The sequence below is a fragment of the Acinetobacter sp. genome (genome assembly GCF_050285345.1).
Taxonomy (GTDB): Bacteria; Pseudomonadota; Gammaproteobacteria; order Pseudomonadales; family Moraxellaceae; genus Acinetobacter.
Genome location: NZ_JBLZXR010000051.1, coordinates 1 through 19839, shown reverse-complemented (window position 1 = coordinate 19839; position 19839 = coordinate 1). Strand labels below are relative to the sequence as shown.

Annotated in this window: 17 protein-coding genes and 2 tRNA genes; 11 read left to right on the top strand and 8 right to left on the bottom strand. The window is 40.8% G+C overall.

From position 1 onward, the window contains the following. A partial coding sequence (locus ACN6OV_RS04840; RefSeq protein ID WP_427950181.1) for an isocitrate lyase occupies positions 1-1229 on the bottom strand: 1229 nt, incomplete at its 3' end. A 685-nt stretch (positions 1230-1914) separates the two neighbouring features. Here ACN6OV_RS04840 and ACN6OV_RS04835 point away from each other — a divergent pair. Then, positions 1915-2907 (top strand): LysR family transcriptional regulator, encoded by a 993-nt coding sequence (locus ACN6OV_RS04835; protein ID WP_427950178.1) that lies wholly within the window; start codon positions 1915-1917, stop codon positions 2905-2907. A gap of 130 nt (positions 2908-3037) precedes the next feature. Continuing rightward, complete coding sequence (locus ACN6OV_RS04830; protein WP_427950175.1) at positions 3038-4366, top strand: hemolysin family protein; 1329 nt, start codon at positions 3038-3040, stop codon at positions 4364-4366. A 395-nt stretch (positions 4367-4761) separates the two neighbouring features. On the opposite strand, the gene ACN6OV_RS04825 is transcribed toward ACN6OV_RS04830, so the two are convergent. Beyond that, complete coding sequence (locus ACN6OV_RS04825) at positions 4762-5268, bottom strand: hypothetical protein (protein WP_427950172.1); 507 nt, start codon at positions 5266-5268, stop codon at positions 4762-4764. A gap of 194 nt (positions 5269-5462) precedes the next feature. On the opposite strand from ACN6OV_RS04825, the gene ACN6OV_RS04820 reads away from it, so the two are divergent. The 3 genes from ACN6OV_RS04820 to ACN6OV_RS04810 all read left to right on the top strand — a co-directional run bounded on the left by ACN6OV_RS04820 (position 5463) and on the right by ACN6OV_RS04810 (position 7494). Further along, entirely contained in the window at positions 5463-6194 is a 732-nt protein-coding gene (locus ACN6OV_RS04820) for a hypothetical protein (RefSeq protein WP_427950169.1), read from the top strand. A gap of 423 nt (positions 6195-6617) precedes the next feature. Continuing rightward, positions 6618-6703: transfer RNA gene (locus ACN6OV_RS04815), tRNA-Leu, on the top strand. 89 nt (positions 6704-6792) lie between these two features. Further along, entirely contained in the window at positions 6793-7494 is a 702-nt protein-coding gene (locus ACN6OV_RS04810) for a hypothetical protein (RefSeq protein WP_427950167.1), read from the top strand. Between the two features lie 67 nt (positions 7495-7561). Here the strand turns inward: ACN6OV_RS04810 and ACN6OV_RS04805 are convergent, their stop codons facing one another. The 4 genes from ACN6OV_RS04805 to rlmE all read right to left on the bottom strand — a co-directional run bounded on the left by ACN6OV_RS04805 (position 7562) and on the right by rlmE (position 11721). Further along, positions 7562-7876: a DUF5713 family protein gene (locus ACN6OV_RS04805; protein ID WP_427950165.1), complete on the bottom strand. Its 315-nt coding sequence runs from the start codon at positions 7874-7876 to the stop codon at positions 7562-7564. A 184-nt stretch (positions 7877-8060) separates the two neighbouring features. Beyond that, positions 8061-8912: a dihydropteroate synthase gene (gene folP, locus ACN6OV_RS04800; protein WP_427950162.1), complete on the bottom strand. Its 852-nt coding sequence runs from the start codon at positions 8910-8912 to the stop codon at positions 8061-8063. A 123-nt stretch (positions 8913-9035) separates the two neighbouring features. Then, on the bottom strand, positions 9036-10934 hold the full coding sequence (ftsH, locus tag ACN6OV_RS04795; RefSeq protein ID WP_427950160.1) for an ATP-dependent zinc metalloprotease FtsH: 1899 nt from the start codon (positions 10932-10934) through the stop codon (positions 9036-9038). Between the two features lie 136 nt (positions 10935-11070). Further along, a complete protein-coding gene (rlmE, locus tag ACN6OV_RS04790; RefSeq protein ID WP_427950156.1) occupies positions 11071-11721 on the bottom strand; it encodes a 23S rRNA (uridine(2552)-2'-O)-methyltransferase RlmE in 651 nt (216 codons plus the stop codon). A gap of 195 nt (positions 11722-11916) precedes the next feature. Here rlmE and yhbY point away from each other — a divergent pair, with 195 nt between their 5' ends. Together yhbY and ACN6OV_RS04780 are read left to right on the top strand one after the other, a co-directional pair. Next, a complete protein-coding gene (yhbY, locus tag ACN6OV_RS04785; protein WP_427950154.1) occupies positions 11917-12240 on the top strand; it encodes a ribosome assembly RNA-binding protein YhbY in 324 nt (107 codons plus the stop codon). 8 nt (positions 12241-12248) lie between these two features. Next, entirely contained in the window at positions 12249-12788 is a 540-nt protein-coding gene (locus ACN6OV_RS04780) for a DOMON-like domain-containing protein (protein ID WP_427950151.1), read from the top strand. Positions 12789-12991: 203 nt separating this feature from the next. Here ACN6OV_RS04780 and ACN6OV_RS04775 read toward each other — a convergent pair whose 3' ends face one another. Then, positions 12992-13477 (bottom strand): hypothetical protein, encoded by a 486-nt coding sequence (locus ACN6OV_RS04775; protein ID WP_427950148.1) that lies wholly within the window; start codon positions 13475-13477, stop codon positions 12992-12994. A gap of 310 nt (positions 13478-13787) precedes the next feature. Between ACN6OV_RS04775 and carA the strand changes: the two genes are divergently transcribed. From carA to ACN6OV_RS04755, 4 genes are all read left to right on the top strand, one after another. Further along, positions 13788-14927: a glutamine-hydrolyzing carbamoyl-phosphate synthase small subunit gene (carA, locus tag ACN6OV_RS04770; protein WP_427950145.1), complete on the top strand. Its 1140-nt coding sequence runs from the start codon at positions 13788-13790 to the stop codon at positions 14925-14927. Between the two features lie 13 nt (positions 14928-14940). After that, a complete protein-coding gene (gene carB / locus ACN6OV_RS04765) occupies positions 14941-18171 on the top strand; it encodes a carbamoyl-phosphate synthase large subunit (protein WP_427950141.1) in 3231 nt (1076 codons plus the stop codon). Between the two features lie 106 nt (positions 18172-18277). Further along, positions 18278-18754, top strand: coding sequence for a transcription elongation factor GreA (gene greA, locus ACN6OV_RS04760; RefSeq protein WP_427950138.1), 477 nt, complete (start codon positions 18278-18280; stop codon positions 18752-18754). A gap of 184 nt (positions 18755-18938) precedes the next feature. After that, positions 18939-19559, top strand: a complete 621-nt coding sequence (locus ACN6OV_RS04755; protein WP_427950135.1) for a CatB-related O-acetyltransferase — start codon at positions 18939-18941, stop codon at positions 19557-19559. 80 nt (positions 19560-19639) lie between these two features. On the opposite strand, the gene ACN6OV_RS04750 is transcribed toward ACN6OV_RS04755, so the two are convergent. Then, positions 19640-19716, bottom strand: a tRNA-Met gene (locus ACN6OV_RS04750). Between the last annotated feature and the right edge of the window lie 123 nt (positions 19717-19839).

Genomic DNA, 19839 nt, shown 5'->3' with positions numbered 1-19839 from the left:
TCGTAAGCAGAAACGTCTTTACCTTCAGCAACCCAACGGTCGTAAGCTTGTTGACGGAAGTTTAAAGTCCAGTTGAATGATGGGCTGTTGTTATAAACAAGCTTCGCATTTGGAACTGTTTCACGTACACGGTTAACCATGTGAGCGATTTCTTCAACGTTTGGCGTTGCTGTTTCGATCCAAAGAAGGTCAGCACCGTTTTGAAGGCTAGATACACAGTCAAGTACAACGCGGTCGATTTGCGTGTCTGGACGGAATTGGTATAGACCAGAAGCAAGACGCTTAGGACGGTGAAGTTTACCATCACGTTTGATTAGGATTTCGTCTTCTTGAGCGTCAGCAATGTCAATTTCAGTTGTATCTAAGTAGCTGATGTATTGAGAAGCGATGTCGCCTGGCTCTTTAACCACTGGGATTTTTTGAGTCAAGTCAGCGCCTTCAGAGTCAGTACGTGCAACGATGATACCGTCGTCAAGACCCATTTCTAAGAATGCATAGCGAAGTGCGTGGATTTTCGCAATGAAGTCTTCGTGTGGAACTGTTACTTTACCAGCTTGGTGACCACATTGTTTTGCGTCAGATACTTGGTTTTCGATTTGTAGTGCACAAGCACCCGCTTCGATCATTTTCTTAGCAAGTAAGTAAGTCGCTTCTTCGTTACCAAAACCAGCATCGATGTCCGCAATAATTGGCACAACGTGAGTTTGGAAACCGTCGATTTGAGCAGTGATTTCAGCTGCCTTAGCAGTATCACCAGCTTCGTTTGCTTTTTTAAGCGCACGGAACAAGTCGTTTAATTCTTTCGCATCAGCTTGACGTAAGAATGTGTAGATTTCTTCGATCAATGCAGGAACAGAAGTTTTTTCGTGCATAGATTGGTCAGGAAGTGGACCAAATTCAGAACGAAGTGCAGCAACCATCCAACCAGAAAGGTAGATATAGCGACGTTCAGTTGTACCGAAGTATTTTTTGTTCGCAATCATTTTTTGTTGTGCGATGAAACCGTGCCAGCAACCTAATGATTGAGTGTATTTGCTAGAATCAGCATCATAAGCAGCCATATCACGACGCATAATCGCAGCTGTATATTTAGCAATGTCTAAACCAGTTTTGAAACGGTTTTGCATTTGCATACGTGCAGCATCTTCAGGACTGATGTCTGCCCAAGTATTGCCGAATTTTGCTTTTAATTCGCGGATTGCATCAATCGCTGTTTGGTATGTAGTCATGATATGTTCCTGTAATAATATTAGGATTTTCCTGCAACGTAAGGCTAAAATCATACCCTCGAATGATTGTTCAGATTTAGAACACTTCGTTGCGATAGACACAGAGTAGATTGACTAAAAAAATTAATCCAATAGCCTGCATTGATTTTCAGTATTTATTTAAAAAATACGTAGATTAAAGTCTTATTATAATTATTAAACAATCACTACAAGTATTTGTTTTAAATGAATTTTATAAAATATTATTGAAATTTTTTTCGTCTACTTTTACAGCATATTGATGCTTTATTCTTCATTAGACTTAAGTCGATCACGGCTTGGCTTTTATAAAAAACAGCATTTTTTACGCCAAATTTCTCAAAATTTACCGATCAACTTGATCGGCTATAAACTCAAGATCGCTTTTCAAAATGGTATTTTTCACATTTAAATCTGCTCTATTCACAGCTTAAAATATAAAGCACGACCTCTCCAAAACTTCCGCTGATTTAGGGTTCAATATTTCACTCAATTTAAGCGTTCAAAAATGACGATTTTTCCTCTCAATGAAACAACGCAAACCAAGGATTAAATGCTGTTTCCTCCACTAAAGAGCATGTCTTTTTTTCATCCATTTTTTACACAAGCCTTAGTAGTTATGGCATAATCAGACAAATTTCATGATTTTATTGTCGGTATTTATTTTATGAATCTGGAGCGGGTTGACCTCAATCTATTAATTTATCTTGATGTACTTCTGCGTGAAAAAAATGTCACTCGTGCTGCTGAACAACTGGGTGTGACCCAACCGGCGATGAGTAATATTTTAAGACGACTACGTAACTTATTTAACGACCCGCTTTTAATTCGCTCTTCTGAAGGGATGACACCGACTGAACGTGCTCTCGAGTTACAACCTCGAATTCGTGATGCGCTTGCCGACCTTTCGATGATTTTGGAACCTCGCACCGAATTCCGACCTTATACATCGAATCGTGTTTTCCGCATTATGACCTCTGACTATGCCGAAGCAACGTTGGTTCCTCGCTTAGTGAAAGCACTTCGCTCAGAAGCTCCTAATGTAGTCCTCGACTTTTTGACCCCAAGTGATGTGTCTTACCGTGACATGGAACAAGGTAAAGTTGATTTAGCCATTAACCGTTTCAATGAAATTCCACAAAGTTTTCACCAAGTCCTTGTGTGGCGTGATAGTTTTTCGTGCCTCCTCAACAGCAAACACCCTGCTGCCAGTAACTTAAACTTAAAAAGCTATTTAGATGCACAGCATATTTGGGTCTCTAAAACAGGGATGGGGGTTGGCTTTGGTGTCAATCCTGAGAAACAAGCTGGACTCGGTTGGATTGATCAAGCTTTAGAACGTATCGGCCAGAAACGTAAAATCTCAGTCTTTACCCGTCATTATCAAATGCCGGGCTTACTCGCATCTAATGTAGACCTCGTTGCAACACTTCCGACACGTATTGCACGCCTACAAGCGAAAAGCCAAAACTTATTATTACGTGATCCGCCATTTTATATTCCTGAATTTGAACTCAAAATGGCGTGGTGCCCTTTACTCCATCATCATCCTGCGCATCGTTGGTTACGCCAACTGATTTTGTATGTGGCGCGCCAAATGATTGAAGAAGAAAACCGCGAATACTTGATGAATAATTCTCAGTTTTCTCAATATCAATAATTAATTTTTTTAATTCCTTATTTTTTCAAACCGATACTGTCATTATAGAGGTAGTAGTTAAGACTACTACCTAATCCATTTTTGTGTTAGAAATACAGAAAAATAGAATGAATCACAAACAGGTGTATTCGTGAGCCTTTTCCAAAATATTGTCATTATTGCACTCCTGATTATCGGAGCGGGATTTTTATCCTTAACAGAAATCGCCTTAGCGGGCGCTCGTAAAGTTAAATTAAAAATTCTGCTTGAATCTGGTGATACGCGTGCACAACGTGTTTTAGACTTACAAGCAAACTCTGCAGACTTTTTTGCAGCCTCTCAAATTGGTTTAAATGCAGTTGCCATTCTCGGCGGTATTTTGGGGGAAGGTGCATTTCGACCTTATTTCCTGACTTTAGTTCATCAGTTTTACCAAGGACCTTGGGCAGAAACGATTAGCTTTACCCTATCCTTTACTTTAGTCACCTCCCTATTCATTCTATTTGCCGACTTCATGCCAAAACGTCTGGCCATGATTGCACCCGAAAAAATTGCTGTTGCGGTGGTTGATCCAATTCAGATTTTCATTAAAGTCTGTAAACCGATGGCTTGGGTGATTAACGCGATTGCCAACCTGCTGTTCCGTTTATTTAAAGTAAACACCACGCGCGACGACAATATTACCTTTGATGATATTTCAGCAGTAATGGATGCAGGTGCACAAGCTGGGGTATTACAAAAACAAGAACATCACTTTATTGAAAACGTATTTGAACTTGAAGAACGTAATGTACCTTCGAGTATGACTACACGTGAAAATGTGGTGTATTTTACGCTGAAAGAATCTGAATCTAGTATTCGTCAAAAACTTGCTGAATATCCCTATTCTAAATTTTTAGTTTGTAGCGAAAATATTGATGATGTAATTGGCTATATCGACGCAAAAGACATCCTAGTTCGGATTTTGAATAATCAGTCTTTATTACAATTAAATGAAAATACCATTCGTAATGTATTGACCATCCCAGACACCTTAACCCTCTCGGAACTCCTGGATCGTTTTCGCTCTACCAAAGAAAAATTTGCAGTCGTTATTAATGAGTATGCTCTTGTAGTTGGGGTAATTACCCTTTCAGATATTATGATTACCGTGATGGGCGATTGGGTGACAACGATTGAGGCTGACCCGCAAATTATCAAACGCGATGCTGATTCTTGGCTAATTGATGGTAGTACTCCGATTGAAGATTTGAAGCATGCCTTGAATTTGGATGAATTACCGGACGAGGAAAATTATGAAACCTTAGCTGGCTTTATGATGTTTAAATTACGTAAGATTCCTCGCCCTGCAGACTTTGTCAGCTTCAATGGCTATAAGTTTGAAGTGGTGGATGTTGACCATTTTAAAATTGACCAACTGTTAGTGACTCGTTTACAAGAAACAATGCCTGAAGAAAACCTCGAAGAAGAATCGGAATAATCCGATTCTTCTTTCTTTGGCTCAATCATACAAATACAATCAAAGTAAAAATAACGGAATTATTAAAATGTCGATCTCTTTCAGGGCACTTCTGACCTGCCTGAGTTTTTATTCGGGTTTATATCTCATTTATTTCTTCTTTATCACGCAACAAAATGCGCTGTTTATAATACTGGGGGGTGCTGGCATTGTACTGTCTTGGTTTCTTACCCCTTATCCACATGAACGTGGACGACAAGACTTTAATGACACCATGATGTTTGGTACTTTTTTCTATAACCCTCTGATTTTTTGGTTTCGCTTTTTTAGTTGGCCAATTCGAACCTTACTCAATATTTTCTCACCACATTAAAAAAAGCACCTTAATCAGATGCTTTTTCTATTTTCTATCAAACTTAGTGCTTTGAAATCAGTGCGTCCAAAACAGCTGCATAATGAATATGAATATCATCTTCTAAAATTTTGTAGACATTATCAAACTGCACCATTGGCCAGCCTTCTTTCCAAAATGGGAAAATATTATGCAGGTCATGAGTAACTGTTGCATCTTCACGCGTAATTGCTTGCGCAACCTGCGCCAACACTTGAGCCGTTTCAGCCCCATCAATCGCCAAATAATCAATACCACGTACTTTTAAAATACGAACACGGTCTTTTTTATAACGAATTTTCTTACTTTGACCTTCATTTAAACTCAAAGCTAAAGTCACAGCCTCAACAAACTTTTCTTCAAAAGATTGATGCAAACAAACCAAGGCTTGTTTATGCGCCTCTTGACGACCTGCTTTCCCGCCACTACGAACCACTTCTTGCGCTTCAGTATTTAATTCGTCAGATTTCATTGACTGAAGAATGTCTAGTATTTCGATATCGCTTAACGTTGCAGGAGATTGATCAGTCATAAACTGCCTATAAATTAGGGAAGGAATTCAAACACTATTTTCGCATAAAAGTACGATCAAAAGTGATATTGAAGTATCAGAATTATGCAAACCCAATTTAAAAGGTGGATTTACCAGATCATTTTGAAAAATTCTCTGCCATTGCTGGTGAAATCCTCTATATTACTTGCACGCTTTCATACACATGTCACTCTATGGTCAAAAATAAACAGGTTGCGCTTTATCTTCAAGGTCTGCAACAGCAGTATCCTGCTGCATTTAAACGTAACTATTTACTCTACAGCCAACTCAAAACCAAAGGCATACTGGATGAGCTTAAAGAGCTTTTACCTTGGGTTTTAGCAGCGATGATCTTTGTATCGCTGAGTATGAGTATTGGATATGCAATCGAAAACTATTTTCCAACCATGAGTGAATTTCGTGCCCATGGTATTGCGGTTGTGAGTATCATGTTGTTTTTTATGTTGATTGTGCCTATCGTCCTGAAACAAATAAAACATAGCTCTATCTCGCTATACCAAAGCCTGAAAAATACACCGTTTAAATTGGCAATAGTCATCATTCTGCAATTGCTCAATATCGCCTTTTTACAAAGTACCTTTGTGCAATCTGTTCTATTTTTCTTTGCTATCAGTTTTGGTTTCGTACGTTTCTACAAAGAAAATTTATTTCGTGACCAGAGTCAATCAGTTGAATATTATCAGTTACAACAGCTTCGACGTGTATGTTTTTGGGCTTATAAACAGACACTTAAATCACGCCTTAAATTACGTTTAAGCTCCACTCAGTCTGCCACCTATCAAACCATCAAAACACAATTGGAACGTGAAGCAGATTTGTATGTGCAACTACTCAAGTATGAACATGCGTACTGTAAGCAAATTAAACATATCGATGTTGATAGCTACATTGATGAAATGCTGTAAAAAACCGAGCAATAATGCTCAGTTTTTATTATCCCCTAAGTTTGTAAAGGATCGCTACTCGCAACCCCATGTCAAAACTGCACTTGAGTTGCTGAATGTACTGAAATTCTATTTATCCCCACCACACGCAGTAAGAGAAATGGGTAAGGATAAAGCTTCAAATCCAGCCACTGTTTTGTGCATCAATGCTTGGTGGTTCATTTTTTGTCATCTGGATAGCCTAAAAACAATATAAAATTGAAATTTATGAGAAAATATGGCCTTCATACCTCAAAACAATGACAATTACATAAACCTTCAAGAGATGCCCAAAATAATCTTTTGCTATTTTTTAGACACAAATTACTGAATTGATTGAAAAGAAAGCAAATAATAATAAATAGACTTGCCAAGTTTTATTTCCTACTCTATTATTGCGCTCATGCCCGAGTGGTGAAATCGGTAGACACAGGGGATTTAAAATCCCCCGCCCACAAAGCGTGCCAGTTCGAGTCTGGCCTCGGGCACCATTCTTCTACTATTGAAGATGGTGCAATAAAGAATCCAGCATACGCTGGTTTTTTTATGTCCAAAATTTAGTGAAAAAATAATTCTTAAAATGTCCTCACTGCCGAAATTCAATCTTCCAGCCTTACAGCTCAAACATCCTGGGGCATTTTTTCAAAAACTTTATTTCAGCCATGATAAAGTAATTGGACTCAACCCTACTGCTGGATGGTTAGTACGTTGCGGTTTATTGGCACTCATGTTTTGCCTATTGTCCGTTTTGAGTGGGTTCGGCTTATCTCTCTTCATTCCAGTTGAGACTGCAACGGATCTCTTCAATATCGGTTTTTTACTACTTCTCCCCTTTGTATTTATTTATATTTGGCTGTGCCATTATCAAGCATCCCATAGTGCAAAAAGCTTAGTGCAACGTATGCAAATTCAGCTCTATCTCTCATGTGCAGTCGTATTTAGTCTAGCCTTTAACCTTTTATATCTACATTCAGATTTCATCAATTTCGGTTGTGTCTGCATAGTCGTTTTGAGTGTTTATGGCTGTGTATTGAGTGAGTTTTTATTTAAATCTCAAAGCAGCGCAATCGAACGGATTAAATTACAAAAAATTCGTCAGCTTGCATATTGGTCTTATCACCAGTCGCAAAACCATTCTTTAGCATCTCATCAGAATTACCATGACAGCTTCAATGATCAAGTCTATTTTCAAGCGCTGCATCAGCAAGCCTTAACAGAAGAGCAAAAACTCTGGACTAAAATTTGCTACGCTTCTCTAAAGACCTATATTGATCAGGCATAGTTCCTTATTCATAAAACAAAGAATATAAAAAAAGCCCTGTTTATACAGGGCCTTGGATGAACATCAATTACCATTCACGATTGGCAACCAGTTCCTCCATTTCAATATCCATATAACCTTCATCTTGCAAAACCATCATCATCGCTTCTGCAATATAATCTGCTGCCGTATCATCCAAAGATGAATCCAAATCTTCAAATTGTGGTTTCATCTTATTAAGCTGAGCAACCGTTTCATTGGCAAAATGGTAAATATCCATTGAGCTTAATTCAGCTTTTGCAATTTTCTTGGCAAATTGAACCACCAATAGCTTCACCTCTGCCACCAAAACATCTGGGTAATATTCATCATCAAACATTGGTAGCAGTAAATCCGCAAACATACCGAAACTCTATAACATAAAAAAATTAAGGACGCTTGTATAACACAAACCCTACATTTCACCAAATTTATCACCTTTCAGAAATAGGCTTTCTCATTTTAAAAGTCTAAAACTTCAAGATTAAAAAAATAAAAGCATCTAAAAAGATGCTTTTAAACTTAGAAAATTTATATCTAGAAAATAATTATGCTGTTTGCAGTGCCTGCCAAACCCGTATCGCATCTACCGTCGCCTTCACATCATGTGCACGCACCATACAAGCACCCTGTTGAATACTAATTAAATGTGCTGCGACAGAGCCTACTGCGCGATGCTGTGCATCTGCACCACCTAAAGCTTCACCAATAAAACGTTTACGTGAAAGTGCCGAAAGAATCGGATAGCCCATACTATTTAGCTCATGAAATTGCTGCAAAAGCTTTAAATTTTGCTGTGCATTTTTAGCAAAACCAAAACCCGGATCAATCATGATATTTTCAGCCTTTACTCCTGCGTTTAAGGCATCATCCACACGCTGTTGTAGCTCTTTGATGACATCCTCAATCACATGCTCATATTGGTCCAAGTTATTCATGGTGGTCGGCTCACCGCGCATATGCATGATGATTATCGGGATATTTAGCTCAGCGGCCGTTGCTAACGCATTTGGTTTGGTCAGAGCACGTACATCATTCCAAATATGAGCACCCGCTTTGACTGCAGCACGAATCACTTCTGGCTGCGAGGTATCAATGGAAATCACCACATTATGCTTTACAAGTTCTTCCACCACCGGCACGACACGATGGATTTCCTCCTCCACAGAAACAGCCGAAGCTCCCGGTCGTGTTGACTCACCCCCAACATCAATTACCGTTGCCCCTTCAGCAATCATGTCTAATGCATGTCCGACTGCCTGATCTTTACCATTATGTCGCCCGCCATCACTAAAAGAATCTGGTGTGACATTTAAAATCCCCATCACATGTGGTTGAGATAAATCGAGTTGAATCTCACCGCAGTTTAAAATTTTATTTGGCAAAGCCATTAATTTCATATCAATCATTCCAGCATTACATCGGCACTATTTTAACCTTTCATACCGTACTCTATGCATTGAACATCAATAAATATTTTCAATCTGCATAAAAAAACCACCCGAAGGTGGTTTTTATTCAACTTAAGCTTTTGGTAATGATGGTAATGGCGGTGGAACATCAGGACCATCCGTTGGTGTAACATCAATCACTGGATTCTCAGCAATGTATACTTTTGGTGGTTGAGGTTCACGACCTTCCATAATGTCACGAATTTGATCACGATCAATGGTTTCCCATTCAAGCAATGCTTTCACCATAGCATGCGCAATATCTTTGTTATTTTCCAAAATATCGCGAGCGACTTTATATTGCTCATCCAGAATACGGCGAACTTCACGATCCACTTCAAGCTGAGTTGTTTCAGAAATTGTACGACTTCCTAAACTACCCATGAATGATTGCTGTGAATCATCTTCATAGACCATTACGCCCATTTTGTCAGACATACCATATTTGGTCACCATGGCACGTGCCATTTTGGTTGCACGTTCAAAGTCATTTGAAGCACCTGTCGACATTTGGTTAATGAACACTTCTTCAGCGATACGACCACCGAACAAAATTGAAAGTTCATTCAACATTTTATCTTTGTAATGGCTAGTTTGGTCATGTTCAGGCAACTGCCATGTCACACCCAATGCCCAACCACGCGGCATAATTGTCACCTTATGCACAGGGTCTGTACCCGGCAAGATTTCAGCCACAATCGCATGACCGGCTTCATGGTATGCTGTCGCACGACGTTCTTCTTCACGAATCACCATCGATTTGCGTTCAGGGCCCATATAGAGCTTGTCTTTGGCATCTTCAAAATCGTGCATATCGACCGTGTTCTTGTTACGACGTGCAGCAAACAATGCTGCCTCGTTCACAAGGTTGGCCAATTGTGCACCAGAGAAGCCGGGTGTACCACGTGCTAAAACTTTAACATCAACACCTGTCACTGAAGGTAATTTTTTCAAATGTACATTCAGAATTTGTTCACGACCTTTAATGTCTGGTAAAGACACCATCACTTGACGGTCAAAACGTCCCGGACGAAGCAATGCTTTATCCAGTACATCGGCACGGTTCGTTGCAGCAATAACGATAATACCTTCATTACCTTCAAAACCATCCATTTCAACCAACATTTGGTTTAATGTCTGTTCGCGTTCGTCGTTACCACCGCCTGTACCAGAACCACGGTGACGACCAACAGCATCAATCTCATCAATAAAGATAATACACGGTGCATGACGTTTCGCTTGTTCAAACATGTCACGGACACGGGACGCACCCACACCCACAAACATTTCAACGAAGTCAGAACCCGAAATACTAAAGAATGGAACTTTCGCTTCACCCGCAATCGCTTTTGCAAGTAAAGTTTTACCTGTACCCGGAGGACCAACCATCAACACACCTTTCGGAATGCTAGCACCCAGACGTTTAAACTTAGATGGATCTTTTAAGAAGTCAACAATTTCAACCACTTCTTGCTTCGCTTCATCACAGCCTGCAACATCGGTAAATGTCACTTTGATTTGGTCTTCCGACAGCATTTTCGCTTTCGACTTACCAAAACTCATTGGGCCGTTCTTACCACCAGCCCCACCACCCATGTTGCGCATAAAGAACATGAATAACAGAATGATTAAAAGAACAGGGAAACTTGCAATCAGAAGTTGCATCAAAATACTTTGACGCTGTGGCGCTGTACCTTCAACAACAACATTGTTTTTGATAAGGTTCGGCATTAGTTCAGGATCTTGAACCGCAGGACGGATACTTTCAAACTCTGAACCGTTTGATTTTTCGCCACGAATTCTTTCGCCATCAATGGTGACTTGTTTAATCTGACCCGCATTTACGGCTGCCACGAACTCAGAATAGTTCATCGCGGTCGGTTGATTGCGGTCACTGACGTTGCTGAAGATTAGCACCAGCACGCCTAGGATAACCAGCCACAACACGGCATTCTTAAAAAGATCGCTCAAAGCTTTATTCCCATTTCTATCTAATTCGTTCATTCCCACGCATGTGGGTGACTCTAATACTTACGCTGCAGAGTAGCTTCGCAATAAATTAAAAACGTACAAAATGCACAATTTTTAACGAGTTGGCAAGTAAACTTTACTTGAAAGCCTTCTTACGTCCCTGCCCAATCAAAAATACTTCTTTAGATCGAGCACGTGAAGCTGCCGGTTTTGCTGTCTTCAACACATCAAATGTGTCTACAACCTGCTTACGGTATTCATCAAATCCCACCCCTTGGAATACTTTAACAACAAACTGCCCCTTTGGTCCGAGAACCTTCTGGGCAAAGTCGATTGCCAACTCACAAAGATAGATTTGACGTGGTTGATCTACAGCCTTATTACCTGATGTATTGGGGGCCATATCTGAAATTACAACGTCTACAGTCCGTCCATCTAAAATTTTTAACAATTCATCGAACACTTCTTGTTCACGGAAGTCACCTTGCAAGAAGGTTACATCCGGCAAAGCATCCATAGGTAAAATATCTGATGCAATCACGAGACCTTTGTCGCCCACCAGCTTTCCAGCAATTTGCGACCAACTTCCTGGAGCAGCACCTAAATCAACCACGGTCATGCCAGGCTTAATTAATTTATATTTTTCTTGAATTTCAAGAAGTTTATAAGCAGCACGCGCACGATATCCTTCCTTTTGTGCTTTTTTCACAAAGGGATCATCCAAATGCTCTCGCATCCAGTCACGACTACTTTTGGATAATTTCTGGTTGGTAATGCGTGTAGCCATAACTCTCTAAATAAAAATAACTTCTCAATTTCAATTGTACGTGAAATTACATTTATTTGCAGTACACATGTGTATCTAAAAAGCATCTTAAATCATGTTTTTTTCAATAATCTTCATCGATAAAATGCGGATAAATTACAGCGCTTCAATTTTGATTTTGCTATACTAGGCCGTTTTTAAAATTAGGTTATATTTATGGCGGCTTTATCCATTCAAGAGCGTAAACGCTTACGTCAAATTGGTCACACGTTAAACCCAGTAGTTATGGTTGGTGATAAAGGCTTATCTGAAAGTGTTATTGAAGAATTAAACCGTGCGTTAAACGACCATGAGTTAATCAAAGTAAAAGTTGTTGCTGAAGATCGTGAAGCACGCGCAGCGCTTATTGCTGATATCGTGGCTGCGTCTGAGTCAGAAATCGTACAAACGATTGGTAAAATTGCATTGATCTACAAAAAAGCAGCAAAACAAAATGCAAAATTATCAAACCTTGTTCGTTACGCTCACTTATCTAACTAAGCTTACGTATGGCAAGTTTCGAACTAAGTGCCTTTGATCGTCGCTTTCAAGCCATTTCGCTTGTAGGCGCAATCGAACAACAAAGCCCATATAGCTTAAATGTGGGTTTTTGGATACGAGATCCCAATCAATTGATTCAATGGCCCGAATTGGTCTCTGCGCATCCACGTGTAGATTATTTGTGGGAACACACCTGTCTTGAAGTTTTCATTGGTGTACATCATGAAGACTTTTATCGTGAAGTTAATCTCTCCCCTTCACAAGCTTGGCAGGCTTACCAATTTGAAGAATATCGCTATCCAGAAAACATGCCGCCACAAGCTGCTTACGATATTGAACTGAATCAGTTGAAACGGACGCACTATGGCATCAATGTCAGTCTTGATCTGACTGAGTTTATGCTGAAACATAAATTGAAATGGGAAGATCTCTACATTGGTCTCACTGCCGCACTCGAAACCTCTCAAGGTGAACAGTACTATGCCATGCAGCACAGCAGTCCAAATCCAGATTTTCACAACAAACGTGATTGGTTGCATCAATTCTAAACTAGAAAAAATAAAAGATTATTTTTTATTTTAGATTTAGACCAATTATGAAAAAAGGAACTACAGTGTAGTTCCTTTTTTTGTTTTAACCTTCTGATCTATCGACTCGACCACCCTATGCATCTATGCAGTATTGCCCTCTGGAGGGACAATACTTTTCACCAAATCAAGATGATCGACTCGACAATAAAGCAGCGGCTAACTTAGCTGTTTAGATCTGTAGTTTTATCTGTTAGATCAACCTTAACAGGTGCAACTTTTTTCCACGCTTCCAAAGTATGTTCTTTTGAACGTTTAAATGTTTCAGTTAATTGCTCTTTATGCTTACCTGAAATCTGCGATACGTCCTCTTTAAGCTCTTTACCTAATTTGGAAAGATCTTCAATCACAGTATTGAATTCAGTTTTTACAAATTCTTTCAATTCACCAAAATCTTTCTGAGATGTACCAAATTGTGCTTTGAACTGATCTAGTTTTTGCAGCAAATCTTGTTTCAACTGACGTAATTGATCTTGCATACTAGCATTTAATTGCTGTGCTTCAGCTTCAATTTTATCTTTGCTTTCGGTGACTGCTTCTGTCGCTTGCACACTTGCTTCTTTTGCAACTTGTTCAAGCTTTTCAGCACCTTCGACAACGACGTCTTTGAGAGAGGATTTAGTCGTTGCTTGTTTTTGTTGTGCAGCCATGACTGTGTACCTTGGGTTATTGGATGACTGATACCACTTTAGCCTGATTTGATAAATTTTAATTTATGATTTGTCAGACAATAATTAATTGCTTACATTTTTAAGCAAGAAAATAAAAAACATGATCAACCAAAAAACAAGTCTTTTATCTTACATATTCACGATAAATGCGGTGGACTTTAAGCCACTTACTGCGTATAATGCCGTGTTAAGTTCAAGCGAGCAGACATAGGGAGGGTAGGTTTTAAAGTAACCTTCCTTTTTTTTCGTCTTCTCGCTTTTTTACAGCCTAAATTTCAGGAGCTTTGGTTTGAGCACCCCAGCAATTTTAGCCCTTGCCGACGGAACTATCTTTAAAGGTACTTCTATTGGCGCATCGGGTAGTACGACTGGTGAAGTCGTTTTTAATACAGCAATGACTGGCTATCAAGAAATTTTGACTGACCCTAGTTATGCACAACAACTTGTGACACTAACTTACCCACATATCGGTAACACAGGTTGTAATGATGAAGACGCTGAGTCAGGTCGAATTCATAAAGTATGGGCTAACGGATTGATCATTCGTGACCTACCTTTATTGCATAGCAACTTCCGTGCTGAGCAATCACTTGGTGATTACCTTGAACAACACAATGTTGTTGCTATTGCAGACATCGATACACGTAAATTAACGCGTATTCTGCGAGCAAAAGGTGCACAAAATGGTTGTATCCTTGCTGGCGAAAATATCACGGCAGAAGAAGCTTTAGAAAAAGCTCGTGCATTTGGTGGTTTAAACGGTTTAGATCTTGCAAAAGAGTGCTGTGATCCTGAAGGTTTCGAATGGACTGAAGGTTCTTGGACACTTGGTCAAGGTTTCTCTCAGCCTGAAGCTAAATTCCATGTTGTTGCATACGATTACGGTGTCAAAACCAACATCTTACGTATGCTTGCAGACCGCGGTTGTAAATTAACTGTCGTACCTGCGCAAACTCCTGCTGAAAAAGTTCTTGCTCTGAATCCAGACGGCGTGTTCCTTTCAAACGGCCCCGGCGATCCAGCAGCATGTGACTATGCAATTGAAGCTGTAAAAACAATTGTAGAAACGACTGAAATTCCAGTATTTGGTATTTGTTTAGGTCACCAAATTCTTGCCCTTGCCTCAGGCGCAAAAACTGTGAAAATGCCTCACGGTCACCACGGTGCAAACCATCCTGTACAAAATCTTGAAGATGGTACAGTGATGATTACTTCTCAGAACCATGGCTTCGCTGTAGATACAGATACGCTGCCGGCGAACTTGAAAGCAACGCACAAATCTCTGTTCGACCAAACCTTACAAGGTATGCATCGTACAGATAAACCTGCGTTCAGCTTCCAAGGTCACCCTGAAGCTAGCCCTGGTCCACATGACTGCGCACCACTGTTCGATCATTTCATCGAACTTATCGAAGCATCTAAGAAGTAATTAAGGAAGCATCATGGCTAAACGTACAGACATTAAAAGCATCTTAATTATTGGTGCTGGTCCGATTGTGATCGGTCAGGCATGTGAGTTTGACTACTCAGGTGCTCAAGCATGTAAAGCCCTTCGTGAAGAAGGCTACCGTGTTATTTTGGTGAACTCTAACCCAGCAACCATTATGACTGACCCAGCAATGGCAGACGCCACTTACATCGAGCCGATCACTTGGCAAACTGTTGCTGCAATCATTGAGAAAGAACGTCCAGACGCAGTTCTTCCAACAATGGGCGGTCAAACCGCATTGAACTGTGCACTTGCACTCGATGCCAACGGTATTTTAGAAAAATATAACGTTGAATTGATTGGCGCGACCAAAGAAGCAATCGAAAAAGCAGAAGACCGTAAACTTTTCGATATCGCAATGCGTAAAATTGGTCTTGAATGCCCTCGCGCTGACGTTGCAGAAAGTATGGAACATGCGCTTGAAATTCAAGCACGTTTCGGTTTCCCTGTAATTATCCGCCCATCATTTACCATGGGTGGTTCAGGCGGTGGTATCGCGTACAACAAAGAAGAATTCATTGAAATCTGTGAACGCGGTTTCGACCTTTCTCCAACGAAACAATTATTGATTGATGAATCTTTAATTGGTTGGAAAGAGTACGAAATGGAAGTTGTTCGGGACAAAAACGACAACTGCATCATTGTATGTACCATTGAAAACTTTGACCCAATGGGCGTGCACACAGGTGACTCAATTACTGTTGCGCCTGCGCAAACGCTTACAGACAAAGAATTCCAATTACTTCGTAATGCATCTTTAGCGGTACTGCGTGAAATTGGTGTAGAAACTGGTGGTTCAAACGTTCAGTTCGGTATCAACCCGAAAGACGGCCGTATGGTTGTGATCGAGATGAACCCGCGTGTTTCTCGTTCATCTGCATTGGCTTCTAAAGCAACTGGTTTCCCTATTGCCAAAATCGCTGCGAAATTGGCTGTAGGTTATACCCTTGATGAGTTGAAAAACGATATCACTGGCGGTACAACTCCAGCTTCATTCGAACCTGCGATTGACTACGTTGTCACTAAGATTCCTCGTTTTAACTTCGAGAAATTCCCTCAAGCTGACGCAACACTGACCACACAGATGAAATCTGTAGGTGAAGTGATGGCGATTGGCCGTAACTTCCAAGAGTCAGTATCTAAAGCACTTCGCGGTCTGGAAGTAGGTGCATGCGGTTTTGATGAAAAAATCGCAGTGGGCACTGAAGGCGCGCGTGACAAAATTTTAGTTGAGCTTAAAGTTCCGGGTCCAGAGCGTATTTGGTATGTGGCTGATGCATTCCGTCACGGCTTCACACTGGATGAAGTCTTTGCTGCGACCAATATCGACCCTTGGTTCTTGATCCAAATCGAAGACATCATTAAAACTGAAGAGCAAATCCGCACTTTAGGTTTTGGTGACTTAAACGCTGACAATATCCGTTCGTTCAAACGCAAGGGTTTATCTGACCTTCGCATTGCGAACTTGATGGGTATTTCACAAAAGCAATTCCGTAAACATCGTTGGAACTTGGGTGTAACCCCAGTTTATAAACGTGTGGATACATGTGCTGCAGAATTCGAATCTGATACAGCGTACATGTACTCAACTTACGATGAAGAGTGTGAAGCAAACCCATCGAACCGTGACAAAATCATGGTAATCGGTGGCGGTCCTAACCGTATTGGCCAAGGTATCGAGTTCGATTACTGCTGTGTACACGCTGCCCTTGCAATGCGTGATGACGGTTATGAAACCATCATGGTGAACTGTAACCCTGAAACGGTTTCTACAGATTATGACACATCAGATCGTTTGTACTTCGAACCAATTACATTGGAAGATGTACTTGAAATCGTTCGTATCGAGAAGCCAAAAGGCATTATCGTTCAGTACGGCGGTCAAACTCCGCTTAAATTGGCTCGTGCGCTTGAAGAAGCAGGTGCGCCAATTATCGGTACATCACCAGACGCGATTGACCGCGCAGAAGATCGTGAACGTTTCCAACAAATGATTCAACGTCTGCAACTTCGTCAACCAAACAACAGCATCGTAAAATCTGCTGAAGAAGGTATGGCTGAAGCGGCAAAAGTTGGTTATCCACTTGTGGTACGTCCTTCATACGTACTGGGTGGTCGTGCAATGGAAATCGTATACAACGATGACGAACTTAAACGCTACTTACGTGATGCGGTTCAAGCGTCTAACGAAGCACCAGTTCTGCTTGACCACTTCCTAGATGATGCCATTGAAGTTGACGTGGACTGCGTATCTGACGGTAAAGACGTTGTGATCGGCGGTATCATGCAGCACATCGAACAAGCGGGTATTCACTCAGGTGACTCTGCATGTTCAATTCCTCCTTACTCTTTGTCTAAAGACGTTCAGGACGAAATGCGCCGTCAAACTATCGCTATGGCAAAAGAGCTTGGTGTTATCGGTTTGATGAACGTACAGTTTGCGGTTAAAGGCACTGATGTCTACATCTTAGAAGTGAACCCACGTGCATCACGTACTGTTCCGTTCGTTTCTAAATGTATCGGCGAATCTTTAGCGAAAGTTGCTGCACGTTGTATGGCGGGTCAATCTCTAGAATCTCAAGGATTCACTACCGAGATCATCCCTGAGCACTTCTCTGTAAAAGAAGCTGTGTTCCCATTCAACAAATTCCCTGGTGTTGACCCAATTCTTGGCCCTGAGATGAAATCTACAGGCGAAGTGATGGGGGTAGGCAAAACATTTGGTGAAGCGTTCTATAAAGCTGTACTTGGCTCAAATGACCGTTTACCAGGCCTACCAACTGAAGGCGAAGTGAAACACGCATTCTTATCTGTACGCCATTCTGACAAGCCGCGCGCTGTGGGTATTGCGAAACAGTTAACAGACCTTGGCTTCAAAGTAATCGCAACTGGCGGTACTTATGATGTGATTAAAGAAGCGGGTATTGAATGTGAACGTGTGAATAAAGTGACTGAAGGCCGTCCAAATATCGTGGACCGCTTGAAAAATGGCGAAGTTCACCTCATTATCAATACCACTGAAGGCAAACAGGCTCAAGAAGATTCATTCTCGATCCGCCGCTCTGCATTACAAGGTAAAGTGTATTACACCACCACCCTTAACGGTGCTGATGCAGTATGCCAAGCTTTAGCAATCAAATTGCCAATGGATGTATATCGTCTGCAAGACCTTACTAAAGGTTAATTAAGTTACCGAGAAGTCCCGCCACCTCTCGGTGGCGGGCTTTTTTTCATTTATAGGTCAGTGGTTTTTACTGATTTTTTCTTTTTTACAAACATGAGGGACAACAATGCAACGTTATCCTATGACTCCCGAAGGCAAAATTGCCCTAGAGAAAGAATTACAGCAACTGAAAAGTGTAGATCGTCCACGTATTACAGCAGCCATTGCTGAAGCACGTGAACATGGGGATTTGAAAGAAAACGCAGAATACCACGCTGCGCGTGAGCAGCAAGGTTTCTGTGAAGGCCGTATCCAAGATATCGAAGGTAAATTGGGTGCTTGCCAAGTGATTGATGTGAAAGCACTTGAGCAAAATGGTCGTGTGGTTTTCGGCGTAACCGTAACCATTGAAAACTTAGATACCGAAGAACAAAAGACCTATCAAATCGTAGGTGATGACGAAGCTGACTTTAAAATTCACAAAATTTCTGTGAATTCTCCAATTGCACGTGGTCTTTTGGGTAAAAATGAAGGTGACGAAGTTAAAATCGTGACACCTCAAGGTGAAGTTGAGTACGAAGTGTCTAAAGTTGAATATCTTTAATTCATAACGATAAGCAATTTTGAGCCCCTCTATTGAGGGGTTTTTATTACCTCAATCCCCCCCTCTCCCTTCAAGAGATGCTGCAATGGAAAGGTTTTTAGGTAAACATTCCCAAAGTCCTCCTTTAAAAAAAGGGAGCTTTTGTTTGCTATAATCCCTCAACTTTGCCTTTACCATATCCCCCATGTCTGAAAAATTGATTAATTCTCCTGTGAATCATTGGTGTGAGTTTGAGTTCATTTCCAAGACCGTGAAGAATCCTAATATTCACATTAAGGGCAATTATTCATATTACTCAGCCTACTGGGATCAAGGCTTTGAACGCTGTGTGGTACGTTATTTACATGATAAGCCTGCAACAGCAGAGAAACCGATTGATCAACTCTATATCGGAAATTTCGTCTGTTTTGGCGCTGAATGTGTGATTATGATGGGTGGCAACCAACTCCACCGTACCGACTGGATTTCAGCCTTTCCCTTTGATACGCGTAGTTTTGTGCCCGCAGGCGATACGGTTATTGGTGATGGCTGCTGGATTGGCTCACGCGCGATGATTATGCAAGGCGTGACACTAGGTGAAGGTGCTGTCGTAGCGACAGGCGCAGTCGTGACTAAAGACGTTCCACCCTATGCTGTGGTCGGTGGTGTACCTGCTCAAATTATTAAATACCGCTTTCCTGAAGAAGATATCGAAAAACTGCTTTCCCTCAAACTTTATGAAATAGATGAAAAGCAGTTTTTAAAAATGCGGGAACAGTTGCAGACAGATGATGTTTCTAAAATAGTAGAATTTTTATGCAAATAAATTAAAACGTGATTTATTTGCATAAGTTTTTATCCACATAAAAAAATCCCACTCAATCGGAGTGGGATTTTTCTTAAATATGGTGGCTATGACGAGACTTGAACTTGTGACCCCCGCATTATGAGTGCGGTGCTCTAACCAACTGAGCTACATAGCCTTAAACTGTGCGCGCATTATGAAAGGATAATTAAATATCGTCAAGTCCATAATGCGCGTATTTGATCAAAATTTGTTGAAGTGAACCGATAAGCCGGGTTCTGTCGAGGACGATCATTCCTCT

Coding starts and splice junctions, on each gene's coding strand:
- ACN6OV_RS04835 (WP_427950178.1), top strand. CDS start 1,915: ATGAATCTGGAGCGGGTTGACCTCAATCTATTAATTTATCTTGATGTA.
- ACN6OV_RS04825 (WP_427950172.1), bottom strand. CDS start 5,268: ATGACTGATCAATCTCCTGCAACGTTAAGCGATATCGAAATACTAGAC.
- ACN6OV_RS04820 (WP_427950169.1), top strand. CDS start 5,463: ATGGTCAAAAATAAACAGGTTGCGCTTTATCTTCAAGGTCTGCAACAG.
- ACN6OV_RS04810 (WP_427950167.1), top strand. CDS start 6,793: ATGTCCTCACTGCCGAAATTCAATCTTCCAGCCTTACAGCTCAAACAT.
- ACN6OV_RS04805 (WP_427950165.1), bottom strand. CDS start 7,876: ATGTTTGCGGATTTACTGCTACCAATGTTTGATGATGAATATTACCCA.
- folP (WP_427950162.1), bottom strand. CDS start 8,912: ATGAAATTAATGGCTTTGCCAAATAAAATTTTAAACTGCGGTGAGATT.
- rlmE (WP_427950156.1), bottom strand. CDS start 11,721: ATGGCTACACGCATTACCAACCAGAAATTATCCAAAAGTAGTCGTGAC.
- yhbY (WP_427950154.1), top strand. CDS start 11,917: ATGGCGGCTTTATCCATTCAAGAGCGTAAACGCTTACGTCAAATTGGT.
- ACN6OV_RS04780 (WP_427950151.1), top strand. CDS start 12,249: ATGGCAAGTTTCGAACTAAGTGCCTTTGATCGTCGCTTTCAAGCCATT.
- ACN6OV_RS04775 (WP_427950148.1), bottom strand. CDS start 13,477: ATGGCTGCACAACAAAAACAAGCAACGACTAAATCCTCTCTCAAAGAC.
- carB (WP_427950141.1), top strand. CDS start 14,941: ATGGCTAAACGTACAGACATTAAAAGCATCTTAATTATTGGTGCTGGT.
- greA (WP_427950138.1), top strand. CDS start 18,278: ATGCAACGTTATCCTATGACTCCCGAAGGCAAAATTGCCCTAGAGAAA.
- ACN6OV_RS04755 (WP_427950135.1), top strand. CDS start 18,939: ATGTCTGAAAAATTGATTAATTCTCCTGTGAATCATTGGTGTGAGTTT.